Source organism: Promicromonospora sp. NPDC060204 (assembly GCF_042728455.1).
Taxonomy (GTDB): Bacteria; Actinomycetota; Actinomycetes; order Actinomycetales; family Cellulomonadaceae; genus Promicromonospora.
Map to the genome: position 1 here is coordinate 1 of NZ_JBHWZO010000118.1, position 18511 is coordinate 18511.

16 protein-coding genes are annotated in these 18511 nt (G+C 73.3%); 11 read left to right on the plus strand and 5 right to left on the minus strand.

Features of this window, described 5'->3' with window-relative positions; genetic code table 11:
* Nucleotides 1–27: 27 nt before the first annotated feature.
* The 4 genes from glgB to ACFWEJ_RS15925 all read right to left on the minus strand — a co-directional run bounded on the left by glgB (nt 28) and on the right by ACFWEJ_RS15925 (nt 7962).
* On the minus strand, nt 28–2415 hold the full coding sequence (gene glgB, locus ACFWEJ_RS15910; RefSeq protein WP_377230180.1) for a 1,4-alpha-glucan branching protein GlgB: 2388 nt from the start codon (nt 2413–2415) through the stop codon (nt 28–30).
* Nucleotides 2416–2480: 65 nt separating this feature from the next.
* Nucleotides 2481–3962, minus strand: coding sequence for an aminoglycoside phosphotransferase (locus tag ACFWEJ_RS15915; protein ID WP_377230181.1), 1482 nt, complete (start codon nt 3960–3962; stop codon nt 2481–2483).
* Nucleotides 3959–5860: a maltose alpha-D-glucosyltransferase gene (gene treS, locus ACFWEJ_RS15920; protein ID WP_377230182.1), complete on the minus strand. Its 1902-nt coding sequence runs from the start codon at nt 5858–5860 to the stop codon at nt 3959–3961. Before treS ends, ACFWEJ_RS15915 begins: the two co-directional genes overlap by 4 nt.
* Entirely contained in the window at nt 5857–7962 is a 2106-nt protein-coding gene (locus ACFWEJ_RS15925) for an alpha-1,4-glucan--maltose-1-phosphate maltosyltransferase (protein ID WP_377230183.1), read from the minus strand. Before ACFWEJ_RS15925 ends, treS begins: the two co-directional genes overlap by 4 nt.
* A 133-nt stretch (nt 7963–8095) precedes the next feature.
* Between ACFWEJ_RS15925 and glgP the strand changes: the two genes are divergently transcribed.
* The 3 genes from glgP (at nt 8096) to ACFWEJ_RS15940 (ending at nt 12172) form a co-directional block, all read left to right on the plus strand.
* Nucleotides 8096–10681: an alpha-glucan family phosphorylase gene (glgP, locus tag ACFWEJ_RS15930; RefSeq protein WP_377230184.1), complete on the plus strand. Its 2586-nt coding sequence runs from the start codon at nt 8096–8098 to the stop codon at nt 10679–10681.
* An 82-nt stretch (nt 10682–10763) separates the two neighbouring features.
* Nucleotides 10764–11969, plus strand: coding sequence for a cytochrome P450 (locus ACFWEJ_RS15935; RefSeq protein ID WP_377230185.1), 1206 nt, complete (start codon nt 10764–10766; stop codon nt 11967–11969).
* 5 nt (nt 11970–11974) lie between these two features.
* Entirely contained in the window at nt 11975–12172 is a 198-nt protein-coding gene (locus ACFWEJ_RS15940) for a ferredoxin (protein ID WP_377230186.1), read from the plus strand.
* Here the strand turns inward: ACFWEJ_RS15940 and ACFWEJ_RS15945 are convergent.
* Nucleotides 12147–12446 carry a DUF6725 family protein gene (locus tag ACFWEJ_RS15945; RefSeq protein WP_377230187.1) on the minus strand — a complete coding sequence of 100 codons (300 nt, stop codon included), beginning with the start codon at nt 12444–12446 and terminating at the stop codon, nt 12147–12149. The genes ACFWEJ_RS15940 and ACFWEJ_RS15945 overlap by 26 nt on opposite strands.
* Nucleotides 12447–12583: 137 nt before the next feature.
* On the opposite strand from ACFWEJ_RS15945, the gene fdxA reads away from it, so the two are divergent.
* From fdxA to ACFWEJ_RS15985, 8 genes are all read left to right on the plus strand, one after another.
* The gene (gene fdxA / locus ACFWEJ_RS15950) at nt 12584–12901 is read left to right on the plus strand and encodes a ferredoxin (RefSeq protein WP_182619077.1); all 318 of its coding nucleotides are present in this window, start codon (nt 12584–12586) and stop codon (nt 12899–12901) included.
* Nucleotide 12902: 1 nt separating this feature from the next.
* Complete coding sequence (gene dapC, locus ACFWEJ_RS15955) at nt 12903–14033, plus strand: succinyldiaminopimelate transaminase (protein ID WP_377230188.1); 1131 nt, start codon at nt 12903–12905, stop codon at nt 14031–14033.
* A gap of 115 nt (nt 14034–14148) precedes the next feature.
* Nucleotides 14149–15456: a citrate synthase gene (locus tag ACFWEJ_RS15960; protein ID WP_377230189.1), complete on the plus strand. Its 1308-nt coding sequence runs from the start codon at nt 14149–14151 to the stop codon at nt 15454–15456.
* A gap of 173 nt (nt 15457–15629) precedes the next feature.
* Entirely contained in the window at nt 15630–16049 is a 420-nt protein-coding gene (locus tag ACFWEJ_RS15965) for a MarR family transcriptional regulator (protein ID WP_377230190.1), read from the plus strand.
* 63 nt (nt 16050–16112) lie between these two features.
* Nucleotides 16113–16607 carry a hypothetical protein gene (locus tag ACFWEJ_RS15970; protein WP_377230191.1) on the plus strand — a complete coding sequence of 165 codons (495 nt, stop codon included), beginning with the start codon at nt 16113–16115 and terminating at the stop codon, nt 16605–16607.
* Complete coding sequence (locus tag ACFWEJ_RS15975) at nt 16604–16867, plus strand: hypothetical protein (protein WP_377230192.1); 264 nt, start codon at nt 16604–16606, stop codon at nt 16865–16867. The genes ACFWEJ_RS15970 and ACFWEJ_RS15975 overlap by 4 nt, the downstream gene beginning before the upstream one ends.
* A complete protein-coding gene (locus tag ACFWEJ_RS15980; RefSeq protein ID WP_377230193.1) occupies nt 16864–17205 on the plus strand; it encodes a rhodanese-like domain-containing protein in 342 nt (113 codons plus the stop codon). The genes ACFWEJ_RS15975 and ACFWEJ_RS15980 overlap by 4 nt, the downstream gene beginning before the upstream one ends.
* Before the next feature lie 76 nt (nt 17206–17281).
* A partial coding sequence (locus tag ACFWEJ_RS15985; RefSeq protein ID WP_377230194.1) for a hypothetical protein occupies nt 17282–18511 on the plus strand: 1230 nt, incomplete at its 3' end.

Sequence of the window (18511 nt, forward strand, 5' to 3'; positions counted from 1 at the left end):
GAAAGCCGGGCCTCAAAGGGAATCGGGTTACTCCGGGACGGCGGAACGCTCCGGGATCAGGATGAGGGCGCCCAGCGGGGGGATCCGCATCGGCGCCGACCACGCGCGGCCGTGGTGCGGGACCGGCTCGGCCTGGACGCTGCCCATGTTTCCCACGCCCGAGCCGCCGTACACCGTGGCGTCGGTGTTCAGCACCTCGCGCCACACGGGTCCGGTGCCGCGCTCGACGGCGTCGACCAGCGGTCCCGTCGCGGCGGGGCCCGGCCGGAGCGCCGTCTCGACCGGCTCGGCGGGCGGCAGGGTCTCGACCGCGCCGCCGGCCGCACCCGCCGGAGCGGCCGCGCCTCCCGGAGCGGCCGCACCCGCCTCAGCGGCCCCGTCCGCCCACGGCACCTCCGGGAGCGGCAGGCGGTACCCCTCGTGCGGCACCCCCGCGAAGTTCACGACCACGACCACCGGGTCCCCGGAGCGTGACCGGCGCACGTAGGCGAGCACGTTGTGGTCGGCGTCGTCGGACTCGAGCCACTCGAAGCCCGCCGGGTCGAAGTCGAGCTCCCACAACGCGGGCGTCGCGCGGTAGAGCGCGTTCAGGTCGCGAACGAGGTGCTGCACGCCGGAGTGCCCGGCATCACCGAGCAGGTCCCAGCGCAGGCCCTCGGACTCGGCCCACTCCGTGTCCTGCGCGAACTCGCACCCCATGAACAGCAGCTGCTTGCCGGGGTGGCTCCACTGGTAGGCCAGGAACGAGCGGACGCCGGCGAGCTGCTGCCACCGGTCGCCGGGCATCTTGCGCAGCAGCGAACCCTTGCCGTGCACCACCTCGTCGTGGCTGATCGGCAGCACGAACTGCTCCGTGAACGCGTACACCAGCGAGAACGTCAGCTCGCCGTGGTGGTAGCGCCGGTTGTACGGGTCCTCCGCGAGGTAGCGCAGGGTGTCGTTCATCCAGCCCATGTTCCACTTCAGGCCGAAGCCCAGCCCGCCGCTCGACGTCGGGCCCGTGACCTGGGGGAACGCCGTGGACTCCTCGGCGATCATCATCACGCCGGGCGTACGCCGGTACGCGGTCGCGTTCGCCTCCTGGAGGAACGCGATGGCCTCCAGGTTCTCCCGCCCGCCGTGCACGTTGGGCGTCCACTCGCCCTCCTTGCGCGAGTAGTCGAGGTAGAGCATCGAGGCGACGGCGTCCACGCGCAGCGCGTCGACGTGGAACTCCTCGAACCAGTACGTGGCGTTGGCGACCAGGAAGTTGCGCACCTCGCGGCGGCCGAAGTCGAAGATCAGCGTGCCCCAGTCCTGCTGCTCGCCGCGCCTCGGGTCGGGGTGCTCGTACAGGGGCGTCCCGTCGAACCGGGCCAGGGCGAACTCGTCGCGCGGGAAGTGCGCGGGCACCCAGTCCAGGACGATGCCGACGCCGGCCTGGTGCAGCCGGTCGACCAGGTACCGGAAGTCGTCGGGCGAGCCGAACCGCGACGTCGGCGCGTAGTAGCTGGTGACCTGGTAGCCCCACGAACCGCCGTACGGGTGCTCCGCGACGGGCAGCAGCTCCACGTGCGTGAAGCCCTGCTCCACGACGTACGCGGTGAGCTGCTCCGCGAGCTCCCGGTAGCCCAGACCCGGGCGCCACGAGCCCAGGTGCACCTCGTACACGCTCAGCGGCGCGGAGTGCGGGTCGGTGGCCGACCGGGCGGCGAGCCAGGCGTCGTCCTGCCACTCGTACGTCGAGGTGGTCACGACGCTCGCGGTGGCGGGCGGCTGTTCCGTCGCCTTGGCGAGCGGGTCGGCCTTCGCGCGCCAGACGCCGTCGGCGCCCAGGATCTCGAACTTGTACCGCAGGCCGGGGCCGACGTCGGGGACGAACAGCTCCCAGACGCCCGTGGCGCCGAGCGACCGCATGGGGTGCGTGCCGCCCCAGCCGTTGTGGTCGCCCACGAGCCGCACGCCGCGCGCGTTCGGCGCCCACACCGCGAAGGCGACGCCGGCGATGTCGCCGGCCGAGCTCGGGTACCGGTGCACGTTGGCGCCGAGCACCTGCCAGAGCTGCTCGTGCCGGCCCTCGCCGATCAGGTGCAGGTCCACCTCGCCGAGGGTGGGCAGGAACCGGTACGGGTCGTCGGACTCCCAGGTGTCCGTGCCGGAGCGGGTACGGATCCGGTAGTCGGGGGCGTGCCGGGAGCCGTCCTCCTCCTCGGCGGCCGGGACGACGGCGGCCCACACGCCCGCACCCTGGTGCGTGGCGGACACCTCGGCGCTCGCCGTGACGACGACCACCTCGTCGGCGAGCGGGCGCAGGGCGCGCACCACGGTCCAGGGCCCGTCCAGCAGGTGCGGGCCGAGCACGGTGTGCGGGTCGTGGTGGGTTCCGGACGCGACAGCGGTCAGGACCTCGAGGTCGACGTCGGGCAGGTCAGCCATGGGTTTACCTTTCCACGTCGGGCGCGTGACGTGCGACACGTACCCGGCGCGTACCGATGCCCAGGTCACGAGCCGAGCACGCGCTCCACGGCGGCGAGCGGGATGTGCGTCCACGCGGGGCGGTGCCGGAACTCGTAGACCACCTCGTACAGCGCCTTGTCCACGGTCAGGGAACGCAGCAGGAGCTCGGCGGTGCCGACGTCGAGCGGGCTGCCCGTCGACGTCGCGCCGTCGACCGGGCGCACGGTCTCGCCGTGCGCCTCGCCGCTGGCCTGCCGGTACCCCTCGAGAAAACTGACCTGCGCGTGCGACACCCAGTGCGGGTCCGTGGCCTGCCCGACGGCGGCGGCGTAGTCCAGCGACCGGAGCAGCCCGGCGACGTCGCGCAGCGGCAGGTCGGGCGCCGTGCGCTCGGACACGGGGCGCTGCGGCTCGCCCTCGAAGTCGAGGACCTTCCAGCCGTCCGGCGACCAGAGCGCCTGCCCGAGGTGCAGGTCGCCGTGGATCGGCTGCAGCGGCACGACGTCGCCGCGCTCGACGACCGTCGCCAGCCGGGCGCTCAGCGCTTCGTACAGGGCGGCGACGCCCGCGCGCTGCGGGGCCAGGGCGGGGACGTCCGCGAAGGCCTCGGCGGCCCGGCGCCGCAGCACCCCCATGAACCCGGCCGGTTCGAGCGTGGGCCCGGGGCCCAGGGCCTCGCGCAGGGCGGCGTGCAGGTGCGCGACGACGGCGCCCAGCTCGGCGGCCCGCTCCCCGAAGTCCTCGTCCCGGGCGGCGTACCCGCAGGCCAGCTCGAACCCGTCGGTCCCCTCGTGCACGAGCTCGGAGAGCACCGCGAGGTGCGCCACGGGCCCGGCGTCGCCGCCGTGCGCGGTACCGCGCGAGCCGGCTGCCCCGGCGCCAGTGGCGGGCAGCTCCACCGCGCCGAGGAAGCGGGGCACGCCGTCCCAGCCGGCCCGCGTCAGGGCCTCCGGGATCACGACGTCGGGGTGCGGCCCCAGGGCGACCGTCCGCAGGATCTTGAGCATCCCGCCGCGCCCGGTCGCGTGCGGCAGGGCCGGGAGCACCACCGACGTGTTCGACTGCTCCCCGGAGATGCGCCGCGCGTCGCGGAGCTCGGCGCAGTCCTCGGGCTCGCACGCGGCGGGCAGGGCGGCGGTGAAGTAGGCGTGCCAGGCCGCGGGGTGGACCCCGCCGTCGTGCACGGTCGCGGTGCCCGACGCCGTGGTGACCGTCCCGATGAGGCCGGCCGCCTCGGTGTCGGCGGTGTCCGCCTCCGGCTCCGCCGTGGGGGTCAGGACCAGCGGGACCTGGATCACCAGCGACTCGTCGCCCGCCGCCAGACCCGGGCCGACCAGCCGCAGGAGTGCGACCACGACGTCGGCCACGCCGCCGAACGTGACCGTGAGCCACGGTTCGTGCGTCACGCCCTCGGCGGGCACCGGGTACCAGCGCTGCGCGGGCAGCCACGTGTCCAGGAGCCGCAGCACCTCCGGTGGGAGGTGCGCGGCGCCTGGGGAGACGTGGACGGGACGCGCCGGGCTCACCCCTCTCGCGCCTGCCCGACGGGTTCGCTCGTGCCGGTGGAGCCGTTCGTCCCGGCCGGCACGGGCGGGGCCAGCACCAGCCAGTAGAAGTCGCGGGCGCCCCACGTCATCGTCAGGATGCCGTCGTCGCCGACGCCCGGGAACGCGGCGCCGCCGAACACGTCCGTCAGCGTCCAGCCGGCGTACCCCGGCAGCTTGATCGTGGACGAGCGCGCCGTGGCCGACAGGTTCGCGGCGATCAGCAGCGTCTCCTCGGCCGACGACCGGGTGAACGCGATGACCGACTCGTCGTTGCAGTCGAGCGCCGTGAAGTCGCCCGTCCCGAACGTGGGGTGCAGGCGCCGGAACGCCAGCATGTTGTGCATCCAGTGCAGCAGCGATGTCGGCTGCGCGAGCTGGGCCTCCACGTTGGTGTGCTGGTAGTGGTGCACCAGCGACTGCACGAGCGGCAGGTACAGCTTGCCCGGGTCGGCCGTGGAGAAGCCCGCGTTGCGGTCCGGCGTCCACTGCATCGGGGTGCGCACCGCGTCGCGGTCGGGCAGCCAGATGTTGTCGCCCATGCCGATCTCGTCGCCGTAGTAGAGGCACGGCGTGCCGGGCATCGACAGCAGGAGCGCGTTGGCCAGCTCGATCTCCTTGCGGGCGTTGTCCAGCAGCGGCGCGAGCCGCCGCCGGATGCCCACGTTGGCCCGCATCCGCGGGTCGGGCGCGTACCAGCCGTACATGCTGGCGCGCTCCTCGGTCGAGACCATCTCCAGCGTGAGCTCGTCGTGGTTGCGCAGGAACGTGCTCCACTGCCCGCTCGCGGGGATCGCGGGGGTGTCGGCGAGGATCTCCAGGAGCTGGCGGGCCCGCTGGTCACGGATCGCGTAGAAGATGCGGGGCATCACGGGGAAGTGGAAGCACATGTGGCACTCGGGGTCGTCGTCCGTGCCGAAGTACTCCACGACGTCCGCCGGCCACTGGTTCGCCTCGGCCAGCATGATGCGGCCCGGGAACTCGGTGTCCAGCATGCGGCGCACCTTGCGCAGGAACCCGTGCGTCTCGGGCAGGTTCTCGCAGTTGGTGCCCTCGGCCTCGAACAGGTACGGCACGGCGTCGAGCCGGAACCCGTCCACGCCGAGCTGCAGCCAGAACCGGGCGACGTCGAGCATGGCCTCCACGACGCGCGGGTTCTCGAAGTTGAGGTCGGGCTGGTGGCTGAAGAACCGGTGCCAGAAGTACTGGCGCCGCACCGGGTCGAACGTCCAGTTCGACGTCTCGGTGTCCACGAAGATGATGCGCGCGTCCTGGTACTGCGTGGCGTCGTCGCTCCACACGTAGAAGTCGCCGTACGGGCCGTCCGGGTCGGCGCGCGACGCCTGGAACCACGGGTGCGCGTCGCTCGTGTGGTTCATGACCAGGTCGATGACCACGCGGATGCCGCGCTCGTGCGCGGCGGCGACCAGGTCGCTGAAGTCCGACATCGTGCCGAACTGCGGCGAGACGGCGGTGAAGTCGGCCACGTCGTACCCGCCGTCGCGCAGCGGCGACGGGAAGAACGGCGGCAGCCACAGGCAGTCGATGCCGAGCCACTCCAGGTAGTCGAGCCGCTCCACGAGGCCGCGCAGGTCGCCCGACCCGCCGTCGCCCGAGTCGGAGAACGACCGGATCATCACCTCGTAGAAGACGGCCTTCTTGTACCACTCCGGGTCGTCCGACAGGCCCTTGCGGCGGGCGTCCAGGCGCGGCTGCCGACGCGGCGGCAGGGCCTGGACGGGCACCGGGACCGACGGCGGGTTGGGCACGTTCACGGACGGACGGGCCGGCGTCGGCTCCGGCCCGGCCGGCGGCGTCGGCTGTGCGGGGTATCCCTCCGGCGGCCCGACGGCGGGGCCACCCGGCCCGAACGTCGTCATGCCGGACCCACCTGGAGGACGTGGGCCACCCGGACCTGGGGGTCGAGCCGCACCCAGGGATGAGCTCCCCAGCCGTAGGTCTCGCCGGACAGCAGGTCGTGTGCCACGTAGAACGGGGCGTTGTCGTCGCCGTCGGGGGCACTGAGGCCGAGGGCGGAGAGATCCAGGTGCACTACAGACTCCTGCACGTTCCGGGGGTCCAGGTTCAGCACGACCACGATCACGTCGTCGTGCCGCGGGGCACGCCGATCGTTACCCCCTGCTCTCATGGTGCGGCCCGGTGGCGTCGCTGTCGCGCGCGACGCGTGATCGGCGCCGATCCGGCGCGAGTACGCGACCACCTGGTCGTTCGTCGTGGGGTGCACGGTCAGGTTGCGCAGCTGCTGCAGGGCCGGGTGCGCGCGGCGGATCGCGTTCAGCTCGCCCAGCAGCAGGGCGATCCCGTAGTCGTCCGCCCGCGACCAGTCCCGCGGCCGGTACTCGTACTTCTCGTTGTCGATCTGCTCCTCGACGCCGGGGCGGGGGACGTTCTCCACCAGCTCGTAGCCGGAGTAGATGCCCCACGTCGGCGAGCCCGTGGCGGCCAGCACGGCCCGCACCGCGAACGCCGAGACGCCGCCCTCGATGAGGTAGGGCGGGAGGATGTCGTGCGTGGTTGGCCAGAACGACGGGCGGAGCACCGAGCCCTGCGGCCCGCTCACCTCGGCCAGGTACTCCTCGACCTCCTCCTTGGTGTTGCGCCAGGTGAAGTAGGTGTACGACTGGTGGAAGCCGATCCGGGCCAGCGTCAGCATCATCGCGGGCTTGGTGAACGCCTCCGACAGGAAGATGACCTCCGGGTTGGTCGCGTGGACCTCCGCCAGCAGCCACTCCCAGAAGTCCAGGGGCTTGGTGTGCGGGTTGTCCACGCGGAACAGGGTGACGCCCCGGTCGATCCACGTGCGGATCACCCCGAGCACCGCCTCGTACAGCCCGTCGGGGTCGGTGTCGAAGCTGAGCGGGTAGATGTCCTGGTACTTCTTGGGCGGGTTCTCCGCGTAGGCGATCGAACCGTCCGCACGCACCACGAACCACTCGGGGTGCTCGGTGACCCAGGGGTGGTCCGGCGAGCACTGCAGGGCGATGTCGAGCGCGACCTCCAGCCCCTCAGCTCGTGCGGCGGCGACGAAGTCCCGGAAGTCCGCCTCCGTGCCCAGGTCGGGGTGGATCGCGTCGTGCCCGCCGTCCGCCGACCCGATGGCGTACGGGCTGCCCGGGTCGCCGGGCGCCGCCTCCAGCGTGTTGTTGCGGCCCTTGCGGAACGTGGTCCCGATGGGGGAGACCGGCGTCAGGTAGACGACGTCGAACCCCATCGCCGCGATGCCCGGCAGGCGCTTCGCCGCCGTCGCGAACGTGCCCGACACCCACGTGCCGTCCTTCTTCTGGTACGCGCCCTCCGACCGGGGGAACATCTCGTACCAGGACCCCGCCAGCGCGAGCTTCCGCGAGACCCGGAGCGGGTACGTGTCCGACGCCGAGACCAGCTCGCGCAGCGGCGCGCGGCGCAGAGCCTCGACCACCTCGGGCGACGTCGCCGCCGCGAACCGCGCCGGGGCCGGACGGCGGGTGTCGGCCAGCGCCTTGGCGGCCGCCGTCAGCACCCGCGCGTCGCGCGCCGTCCGGCCGGCGGCGACCAGCGGGTCGCCGGGCACCAGGCGGCAGATCTTGTCGAAGAGGCGCACCCCCTCGGCGAGCATGAGCTCGGTGTCGATGTCCGCGGCGATCTTGATCCCCGCGTCGTGCGTCCACGTGGCGAACGGGTCCGACCACCCCTCGACACGGAAGGACCAGTCGCCCTCGGCGTCGGGCTGCAGCTCGCCGCGGAAGCGGTCCAGGCCGGGCGCGACGTCGACCATGGGCGCCCACGAGTGGTCCGTCCCGTCCGGGGCGACGAGCACGGCCGTCGCGGCAACGGCGTCGTGCCCCTCGCGGAAGACCGTGGCCTCGACGGGCACGACCTCGCCGACCACCGCCTTCGCAGGCCAGCGGCCGCCCTCGACGACGGGAGCGACCTCGAGGACGGGGATGCGGCCGATCCGGCCGGGACTCGTGTGCGGGCTCACCGGAACACGCTATCGACCCTCGTGGGGGACTCGCCTGTGGGGCGCGCCGAGGTCCGGTGAACGTCGTCGGACGGGTCCGTGAAGCCGCGGGCAACAGGTGTGCTCGCCCCCACATGTGCGTAGTGTTCTGCCGGTGAGAGCGATCCGCAGATTCACCGTCCGCACGGTCCTCCCCGAGCAGCTCGCGGCGCTCGACGAGCTGGCCCAGAACCTCCGCTGGTCCTGGCACGCGCCGACGCGCGAGCTGTTCGCGAGCATCGACCCCGACCTCTGGTCCGACGTCCGGGGCGACCCCGTCGCCCTGCTCGCGGCGCTCGGCTCCGACCGCCTCGCGGCGCTCGCGGCCGACGAGGAGTTCACGGGCCGCGTGCGGGCGGCGTCCGACGACCTGCACCGCTACCTGCGGGACCCGCGGTGGTACCAGGGCCAGACCACGACGTCGGGCGGCGAGCTGCCGCACGCGATCGCCTACTTCTCGCCGGAGTTCGGCATCACCTCGGTGCTGCCGCAGTACTCGGGCGGCCTCGGCATCCTGGCGGGCGACCACCTCAAGAGCGCGTCCGACATGGGCGTGCCCATCGTGGGCGTGGGCCTGCTGTACGGCGCCGGCTACTTCCGGCAGTCCCTGACGCGGGACGCCTGGCAGGTCGAGACCTACCCGCTGCTCGACCCGGACGGCCTGCCGCTGGCGGTCCTGCGCGAGGAGGACGGCACGCCCGCCGTCATCTCGCTGGCCCTGCCCGGCGGGCGCAGCCTGCACGCGCACGTCTGGGTCGCCGCCGTCGGCCGCGTGCCGCTGCTGCTGCTCGACTCGAACGTGCCGGAGAACGACGACGCGGCCCGCAAGGTCACCGACCGGCTGTACGGCGGCGGGGGAGAGCACCGCCTGCAGCAGGAGCTGCTGCTCGGCGTGGGCGGCGTGCGCGCGCTGCGCGCCTGGTCGCGCCTCACCGGCGCGCCGGAGCCCGAGGTCTACCACACCAACGAGGGCCACGCGGGCTTCCTCGGCGTGGAGCGCATCCGCGAGCTCGTGGGGTCGGGGCTCAGCGTGGGCGAGGCCCACGAGGCCGTGCGCGCGGCCACCGTCTTCACCACGCACACGCCGGTGCCCGCGGGCATCGACCGGTTCCCGAAGGAGCTGGTCAGCGCCTACTTCGGCGGCGACAACACGATGCCCGGCGTGCCGGTCGAGACCGTGCTCGCGCTCGGCGCCGAGGACTACGACGGCGGCGACCCCACCGTGTTCAACATGGCGGTGATGGGCCTGCGGCTCGGCGGCCGGGCGAACGGTGTCTCGCTGCTGCACGGCCAGGTCTCCCGAGAGATGTTCGAGGGCCTGTGGCCCGGGTTCGACTCGCGCGAGGTGCCGATCACGTCGGTCACCAACGGCGTGCACTCGCCCACCTGGGTGGCGCCGCGGCTGGCCGCCGTCGAGGCCGAGCGCATGGGCCTGGACGAGATCACGGCGCCCGAGGCGTCGGCCGGCTGGCTGGACGCGAGCAAGGTGTCGGACGCCGAGCTGTGGGCCCTGCGCGGCGAGATGCGCGGCGAGCTGGTGGCCGAGGCCCGGCGCCGGGTGCGCAAGTCCTGGCGCGAGCGCGGGGCGTCCCCGGCGGAGCTCGGCTGGGTGGACGACGTGCTGTCGCCCGACGTGCTCACCATCGGCTTCGCGCGGCGCGTGCCCACCTACAAGCGGCTCACGCTCATGCTGCGCGACCAGGAGCGGCTCAAGGCGCTCCTGCTGCACCCCGAGCGGCCCGTGCAGCTCATCGTGGCCGGCAAGTCGCACCCGGCCGACGACTCCGGCAAGCGGCTCATCCAGCAGCTCGTCCGGTTCGCCGACGACCCCGAGGTGCGGCACCGCATCGTGTTCCTGCCGAACTACGACATCGGCATGGCGCAGTCGCTGTACCCGGGCTGCGACGTCTGGCTGAACAACCCGCTGCGGCCCCTGGAGGCGTCCGGCACCTCCGGGATGAAGAGCGCGCTCAACGGCGGCCTGAACCTCTCGATCGAGGACGGCTGGTGGGCCGAGTGGTACGACGGCGAGAACGGCTGGGGCATCCCGACGGCCGACGGCGTCGAGGACGCCGACCGCCGTGACGACCTGGAGGCCGCCGCGCTCTACGACCTGGTGGAGTCCCAGGTGGCGCCCGCCTTCTACAACCGGTCCGCCGACGGCGTGCCGAGCCGCTGGCTGGAGCTGGTGCGGCACACGCTGGCCACGCTCGGCCCCAAGGTGCAGGCCACGCGGATGGTCTCCGAGTACGTGCACGGGCTGTACGCGCCCGCGGCGCAGGCCGGGCGCGTGCTCGCCGCCGACGGGTTCGCCGCGGCCAAGGACCTCGCGGGCTGGAAGGCCCACGTGCGCGGCTCGTGGCCGCAGGTGCGCGTTGACCACGTCGAGTCGGCGGGCATCGGCGAGGCGGTGCGGGTCGGGGACCGGCTGACGGTGCGGGCCTACGTCTCGCTCGGGCCGCTGTCGCCGGACGACGTGGACGTGCAGGTGGTGCACGGGCGGGTCACCGAGGCCGACGTCATCGACGAGTTCACCGCCGAGTCCCTCGCGCTGGTGGAGTCCTACGAGGCGGGGCGGCACGCGTTCGGCGGGGAGGTGGGCCTGGACACCTCCGGGCCGTTCGGCTACACCGTCCGGATCGTGCCGCGCCACCAGCACCTGGCGAGCGTGGCGGAGCTGGGCCTGGTCGCCAACGCCTGAGTAACCGGACACCCTTGTCCGATTCACCCGGACCGGTATTGGATGGGCGGGACACAACCCCCTCAGCCAACCGGAGGACAACATGTCTGACCTGCTCGATTACCCCATCCCGTCGGATCGTGCGATCGAGCCGCCACCGGAGTGGGCCGAGCTGCGCCAGCAGTGCCCCGTGGCCAGGGTGCGCCTCGCCAGCGGCGGCGAGGCCACCCTGCTGACCCGGTACGACGACGTCCGCGCCATGCTCACCGACGGCCGGTTCGGCCGCGTCATCCCGGCGGGCGGCACGGGCGTGGGCTCCCAGGACGACGGCGGCACGTTCAGCAACGACCCGACCGGGGTCATGGCGGACGAGGAGCAGCACCAGGCCTGGCGGCGGCTCGTCAACGCGACGTTCACCGCCAAGCGGGTGCAGGCGATGGCTCCCGGCATCGAGGCGAAGGCCGAGCAGCTCATCGACGACATGCTGGCGGCCGGCACGAGCGCGGACCTGGTCCCGTCCGTCGCGTTCCCGCTGCCCGTGTGGGCGATCTGCGAGCTGCTGGGCGTGCCCGAGGACGAGCGGGAGCGGTTCCCGTACTGGTCGGACACGGCACTGAGCACCACGCGGTACACGCAGGAGGAGATCTCGGCGGCGCGCCAGGAGTTCGGCGCGTACATGGCCGGCCTGGTCGAGGCCAAGCGGGCGGACCCGGGCCAGGACCTGATCTCCGAGCTCATCGCGCTCGTGGACCAGAACGACCCGCGGCTGACGGCACAGACCGTGATCGGCACCAGCATGGCGCTGCTCGTGGCCGGCCACGAGACCACCGCGAGCCACATCGCCAAGATGATGGCGTTGTTCCTGGGCGACCGCTCCCGGTGGGAGCAGCTCGTCGCCGACCCGTCGCTGGTCCGCAGCGCGGTCGAGGAGTCGCTGCGGTTCGACCCGAACGCGGGTTTCGGCATGGTGCGCTGGGTGGACGAGGAGATCGAGATCGCGGGCGAGACCGTGCCCGCGGGCACGACCGTGGTGTGCAGCCTCGCGGCGGCGAACCGGGACGAGGGCACGTTCGAGGGCGCGGACGAGATGGACCTCGGACGCCGTCCGAACCCTCACCTCTCGTTCGGCGCGGGCTCCTACTCGTGCCTCGGCCAGTCGCTGGCGCGCACCGAGCTGCAGATCGTGCTCGCCGCCCTGGTGCGCAAGGTGCCGGGCCTCCGGCTGGCGGTACCCGTCGAGACGGTGCCGCGCAAGGAGGGCCTGCTCGTGGCCGGATTCGACGAACTGCCCGTTGAGTGGGGAGAGTGACCCCCATGAAGATCAACGTGGACCGCGACGCCTGCTGCGGCGCCGGCCAGTGCGTCCTGCTCGCACCCGACGTGTTCGACCAGGACGAGGAGGGCATCGTCGTGCTGCTCGACGAGCGGCCCTCGGCCGAGCACGACTTCGCGGTGCAGGAGGCCGTGAGCATGTGCCCGACCGGCGTCATCTGGGTGGACCAGAAGGCCTGACGGGTCGCGGGGGGATCGGCTTGGCGGCCTCGATGTCGGCGGCCGCCACGTCGACCTCCTGCGGCTCGCCGCGGCCCGGGACGGGGTCGGTGCGCAGCCGCAGGCCGGCGTCCGACACCTCGACGACGAAGCCGATCAGGTCCGTCCAGCGGTGCTCCGTGCCGCCGTCCGACACGACGCGGCCGGCGGGCGCCAGGCGGCGCCGGACCACCACCCGGGTGCCGGGGCGCAGGCCCCGCCACCCTCCGGGCGCGGCCGGTGTAGCGAATGTCACGTCGGTTCTCCTTCCGCTGCGTGAGACCGGTGGGGATCAGGGGGCGTCCCGAGAGATACTAGGATCGCCCCGCCGGGTCGTACCGCGGTCGGCATCGTGCATGATCCTCAGTCCGGAAGTGGAAGGACACCCTCCAAGTGACCTACGTGATCGCTCAGCCGTGCGTCGACGTCAAGGACCGGGCGTGCATCGAGGAGTGTCCCGTGGACTGCATCTACGAGGGCAGCCGCTCCCTGTACATCCACCCGGACGAGTGCGTGGACTGCGGCGCCTGCGAGCCGGTCTGCCCGGTCGAGGCCATCTACTACGAGGACGACGTCCCCGACGAGTGGAAGGACTACTACCGCGCGAACGTGGAGTTCTTCGACGACCTGGGCTCGCCCGGCGGCGCCGCGAAGATGGGCGTCATCCAGAAGGACGACCCGATGATCGCGGCCCTTCCGCCCCAGGCCTGACGTGGGCTTGCACGACCTCTCGGACCTGCCCTTCGCCTGGGACTCGATCGACGGCATCACCACCACGGCGAAGGCCCACCCGGGCGGGCTGATCGATCTCTCCATGGGCACGCCCGTGGACCCGACGCCCGAGGTCGTGCGGCGGGCGCTCGAGGCCGCGTCGAACGCGCCGGGCTACCCGATGACCGCGGGCACGCCCGCGCTGCGCCAGGCCGTGGCCGACTGGTTCGCCCGGCGCCGCGGGGTGCCGGGCCTCGACCCGGCAGCGGTCGTGCCGACCGTCGGCTCCAAGGAGCTCGTGGGCCTGCTGCCCTCCCTGTTGCACCTGGGCCCCGGCGACGTGGTGGTGCACCCCGCCGTCGCCTACCCCACCTACCTCGCGGGCATCCGAGCGGCCGGTGCCACACCGCTCGCGACGGACGACGTCGCCGACTGGGCCGGCCGCGACGACGTGAAGATGGTCTGGGTCAACAGCCCGGGCAACCCCACCGGCCGGGTGCTCGACGTCGAGGCGCTGCGCGCCGTGGTCGACGCCGCCCGCGCGATCGGCGCCGTCGTCGTCTCCGACGAGTGCTACGCCGAGCTGGTGTGGGATTCCCCCTACGACGCCGCGACGGGCACGGGCGGCGTCCCCTCGATCCTCGACCCGCGCGTGTGCGGCGGGTCGCACGAGGGCCTGCTCGCCGCGTACTCCCTCTCCAAGCAGTCCAGCATCGCGGGCTACCGCGCCGCCTTCCTCGCGGGCGACGGCGCCCTTGTCGCCGGCCTCACGCAGACCCGCAAGCACCTGGGCCTCATCGTGCCCGCGCCGGTGCAGGCCGCCATGACGGCGGCCCTGTCGGACGACGCGCACGTCGCCGCCCAGCGTGCGGCCTACGGCGCCCGGCGCCGGGCGCTGGCCGCCGCGGTCGCCGAGGCCGGGTTCGTCATCGACGGGTCGGAGGCCGGGCTGTACCTCTGGGTGGCGGCGCCGGACGGCCGCCCGGGCCTGGCGGTCGCGGAGTGGTTCGCGGACCGGGGCATCCTGACCGCGCCGGGGCACCTGTACGGCGACGGCACGCACACGCGGGTGGCGCTGACCTCGACTGACGCGCAGATTGCCGATGCTGTGACACGCATCACGCAGCCTTGACCGATGGATTGGAAAAACTAAAGCAGGGCGCGATACTGTCGTGCCCCAGGTCGACGCTGTCCCGACACCTTTCTTTCACAGCAGCGTCCCTCGTGCGCCACTCAGGAAGGAAGACATGACCTCCACACCGCTGGACGGCTCGAGCCGCGTCGAGCTCGCCGTCGACGGAACCACTCACACCCTGCCTGTCGTCGCCGCCAGCGAGGGCAACGACGGCATCGTCGTGTCGTCGCTGCTCAAGGACACGGGTCTGGTCACGGTCGACCCCGGTTTCATGAACACGGCGTCGTGCGAGTCCTCGATCACGTACATCGACGGCGACGCCGGCATCCTGCGCTACCGCGGTTACCCCATCGACCAGCTCGCCGAGTCCTCCGGCTTCCTCGAGGTGGCCTACCTCCTCATCTACGGCGAGCTGCCGAGCCCCACGGAGCTGGACGCGTTCACGGAGCGCGTCAACCGGCACACGCTGGTGCACGAGGACTTCCGCACGTTCATGGGAACGTTCCCGCGCAACGCGCACCCGATGGCGGTGCTCGCCTCCGCGGTGAACGCGTTGTCCACGTTCTATCCGGAGTCGCTCGACCCGGCGGACGACGAGCAGGTCGACCTGGCCACCGTGCTGCTGCTCGCCAAGACGCGCACCATCACGTCCTACCTGCACCGGCGCCGGGTGGGCGAGCCCCTGCTGTACCCGGACTACTCGCGCGGCTACGTCGAGGACTTCCTGCGCATGACGTTCGCGACGCCGTACGAGGCCTACGAGGCCGACCCGGTGATCGTGGACGCGCTGGAGAAGCTGCTCGTGCTGCACGCGGACCACGAGCAGAACTGCTCCACGTCCACGGTGCGGGTGGTCGGCTCGTCCAACGCGACCCTGTACGCCTCGGTGGCCGCGGGCGTGAACGCGCTCTCGGGCCCGGCGCACGGCGGGGCCAACGAGGCCGTGCTGACCATGCTGGAGAAGATCCGCTCGGGCGGCGAGACCGTCGAGACCTTCATGGAGAAGGTCAAGAACAAGCAGGACGGCGTGCGCCTGATGGGCTTCGGCCACCGCGTGTACAAGTCCTACGACCCGCGCGCCGCGATCGTGAAGAAGTCCGCGGACGAGGTGCTCGACAAGCTCGGCGCCAAGGACGAGCTGCTCGACATCGCGCGCGGCCTGGAGGAGATCGCCCTCTCGGACGACTACTTCGTGGAGCGCAAGCTCTACCCGAACGTCGACTTCTACACCGGCCTCATCTACAAGGCCATGGGCTTCGAGCCGGCCATGTTCACGCCGCTGTTCGCGCTGGGCCGGATGCCCGGCTGGATCGCCCAGTGGCGCGAGATGATCAAGGACCCGCAGACCAAGATCGGGCGCCCGCGCCAGGTCTACACGGGCGCCACGGAGCGCCCGTACGTGCCCGCGAACCAGCGCTAGCAGGTACGACGGCGGCCCGGCCGCCGTCCGATGTCACGAGGCCCCCTGGCCTGGTGGAGCCGTCCGGCCCACCATGGCGAGGGGGCCTGCGTCATGCCCTGGCGGGTTCTGTGGGGCGCGCCGGGCGCGGGCTGCCGGACGCCGTCGGTGGCCGCCGCGGATAGCCTGCTGCCATGCCCGAGAAGCCGCCGTTCAGCCCGACGATCGCCCTGCTGACGATCGGCCGGGTCTGGGACGTCGCGTTCGCGGACGCGCTCAAGCCGCTCGGCCTCACGACCCGCAAGTACGGCCTGCTGGGCCACATCCGCGCCACGCCTGGGGTCTCGTTCAGCGAGCTGGCCCGCCGCTCGCGCATCACCGTGCAGAGCGCCCACACCGCCGTGGCCGCGTTCGCGGCGGACGGCCTGGTCGAGGACACCACGGCGCGGGCGGGCGCGGCGTCGCGGCTGCGGGTCACCGCGGCCGGCGAGCGGCTGCTGGGCCAGGCGGCGGAGCGGGTCGCCGTGCTCGACGCCCGGTTCGCCGAGGAGTATCCCGTGCTCACCGAGGCGCTGCGGCGGCAGATCGAGGAGCACATGGCACGGAGCCGGTGACGCGGGCCGGGTCCAACCTTCAGGCGGTCTGAAGCATGACCATCCTTCAGTTAGGCTGAAGGTATGGAGAATCTGCTGCTGTCCGCGCACGTGCTCGCGGGCATCCTGTTCGTCGGCCCGGTGGCGGTGACCACCAGCCTGTTCCCGCGTTTCGCGCCCGTCGCGGCCGGTGCGACAGGCCCCGGTGTGGCCTCTGCCGCGGACCCGTCCGCCCGGTCCGCCCGGTCCGCCCGGTCCGAACGGAGCGCCTCGGTTGCCCAGGTGCTGCACGGCGTGACCCGGGTCTACGGCGTGCTGGCCCTCGTCGTACCCGTGATCGGCCTGGTGCTCGCGGCCGTCCAGGGGCGTCTGGGCGAGATCTGGGTGGTCGTGGCGATGGTGCTCACCGCCGTCGCGGGCGGCCTGCTCGCGCTGCGGATCGCGCCGGGCCAGCGCGCGGCGCTGGACGCGCCGGGCGACGCCGGCCGCCTTCGCCCGCTCAGCATGCTGACCGGCGTCTTCAACCTGCTGTGGGCCGCGGTCGTCGTGCTCATGGTCGTGCGGCCGGGGTCGGTATGAGGCCGCTGCTGCGCACGCTGGAGGTGCTCTCGGTGCTGGAGCTCGTCAGCGTGGTGCTGCTGCTCGGCAACCTCGCCACGGTGCACGTCGAAGGTGTCGCATCGGCGCTCGGCCCGGCGCACGGCGCGCTCTACCTCGCGGTGGCGGTCACGGCCCTGCTCGGGCAGGGGCTCCTGCTGCGCACGCGGCTCCTGGCGCTCGTCCCGGTGCTCGGCGGCGTCCTCACGCTGGTCAACGTGCGGCGGGAGGCGCGGCGATGAGCGTCCGCCACTACCTGCGGCGGCCGCCGGAGGTGAGCGCCGCCGAGGCGCTCCGGCTCGTCGAGGAGGGTGCCCTGGTGGTCGACGTGCGCCGGGAGCGCGAATGGCGCGACCACCACGTCCCAGGGTCGCTGCACCTCCCGCTGACCGACCTGGAGGCGCGGGCCGAGGAGCTGCCCGACGACCGGGTGCTGATCGCCTTCTGCACGGGCGGCCTGCTCTCCCGGGGCGCGGCCAACCTGCTCGCCGAGCTCGGGTTCGACGCGGTGAGCCTGGCACGCGGCCTCATGGGATGGCGCGCCGCGGGCGGAGCGCTGGAGGGGGAGCGCGTGGGCTGAGCGGCGTGACCGGATCGTTGCCCGGGGCGCCCCTAGTTTCGTCGTGCGTGTCACAGGCCCGGGCTACCTTGGCCCCGTGAGTCGAGCCACCCTCCTTGCCCGCCGGTCCACGGCGCACCGTGGCCTGCTCGCGCTCGTCTGGCTGCTGGTGGCCGTGCTGACCGGCGCCCTGGGCGTGACGGTCGGCTGGACGCAGGCGGCGGCGACCGCGGGAGCGCGCGACGGTCTGGCCGCGGCCGAACCCTCGGGGCGGGCGGTACAGCTCGCCACCCGGCTCGCGGACGGCGCCGCGGCCGACGCCCAGGACGCGCGCGTGCAGGAGGTGCTCGCCGACCTGCTCGACGGCGTGCCGCACCGGGTCACCTACGACGTGCGGACCGAGGCGCAGTACACGACGGACGCCGACGGGCAGGACCTCGGCCGCTGGTCGGTGGCGCTCCTGCCCGCGCCCTCGCGGCAGGAGGCCCTGTCGGGCGCGGGCGCGAGCGGCGTCACCCTGGTCGACGGCGCCTGGCCGGCCGCCACGGACGAGGCGGCGGTCCAGGCGGACGCCGCCGAGGCCGCCGGGCTGGCGGTCGGCGACCGGGTCCGGCTCGGCGTCGACCCCGAGGACCCCGCGGGCACCGGTACGGCGGTCACGATCGCCGCGACCTGGCGCGTCACCGACCCCGACGACGCGGGCTGGCTCGGTGACCCGACCGTGCTCACCGGGTCGGACGGCGCGTACCTCGGCCCCGTCGTGGTGAGCCAGGAGGTGCTCGCCGGGCTGGACACCGACCCGTTCGCGCGCTGGACGGTCGTGCCCGACGGAGCCGCGCTCACCCCCGAGGACCTCCCCGCCCTGGCGGCGCTGACCCCCGCGGTCGACCGCATCCTCGGCGAGGACCCGGACGTCGCGCCCCGCGGGCTGACCGTCACCGGGACGCTCGACGTGATCGCGGCCGACCTGGGCGCAGGCCTGCGCGCCGCGGACGCCGTCGCGCTCGTCCCGCTGTGCCTGCTGGCCCTCGTCGGCCTGGTCGCGCTGGTCCAGGTGGCCCGGCTGCTCGCGGCCACCCGGGAGGGCGAGGTCGCCCTCCTGGTCTCGCGCGGTGCCGCGCCCGGCACCGTGACGGCCGCGGCCGCCGTGGAGGGCGCGCTGCTCGCGCTGACCGCTGCCGCGGCGGGCGGGGTCGCCGCGTGGGGCGCCCTGCGCGCTGTCGTCGGCTCCGAGGCGGGCGCGGCGGTCTCCGTCGGGACGCCGCTGGCCGTGGCCCTCGCGGTCGCCGTGGCGGCGACCGCGACGCTCGTCCTGGTGGCGGCGCTG

What these genes read in the sequence shown, in the direction of transcription:
- ACFWEJ_RS15975 (WP_377230192.1), top strand. Translation starts at nt 16,604, where the DNA reads ATGAGGCCGCTGCTGCGCACGCTGGAGGTGCTCTCGGTGCTGGAGCTC.
- treS (WP_377230182.1), bottom strand. Translation starts at nt 5,860, where the DNA reads ATGACGACGTTCGGGCCGGGTGGCCCCGCCGTCGGGCCGCCGGAGGGA.
- ACFWEJ_RS15935 (WP_377230185.1), top strand. Translation starts at nt 10,764, where the DNA reads ATGTCTGACCTGCTCGATTACCCCATCCCGTCGGATCGTGCGATCGAG.
- ACFWEJ_RS15965 (WP_377230190.1), top strand. Translation starts at nt 15,630, where the DNA reads ATGCCCGAGAAGCCGCCGTTCAGCCCGACGATCGCCCTGCTGACGATC.
- ACFWEJ_RS15960 (WP_377230189.1), top strand. Translation starts at nt 14,149, where the DNA reads ATGACCTCCACACCGCTGGACGGCTCGAGCCGCGTCGAGCTCGCCGTC.
- ACFWEJ_RS15970 (WP_377230191.1), top strand. Translation starts at nt 16,113, where the DNA reads ATGGAGAATCTGCTGCTGTCCGCGCACGTGCTCGCGGGCATCCTGTTC.
- glgB (WP_377230180.1), bottom strand. Translation starts at nt 2,415, where the DNA reads ATGGCTGACCTGCCCGACGTCGACCTCGAGGTCCTGACCGCTGTCGCG.
- ACFWEJ_RS15980 (WP_377230193.1), top strand. Translation starts at nt 16,864, where the DNA reads ATGAGCGTCCGCCACTACCTGCGGCGGCCGCCGGAGGTGAGCGCCGCC.
- ACFWEJ_RS15940 (WP_377230186.1), top strand. Translation starts at nt 11,975, where the DNA reads ATGAAGATCAACGTGGACCGCGACGCCTGCTGCGGCGCCGGCCAGTGC.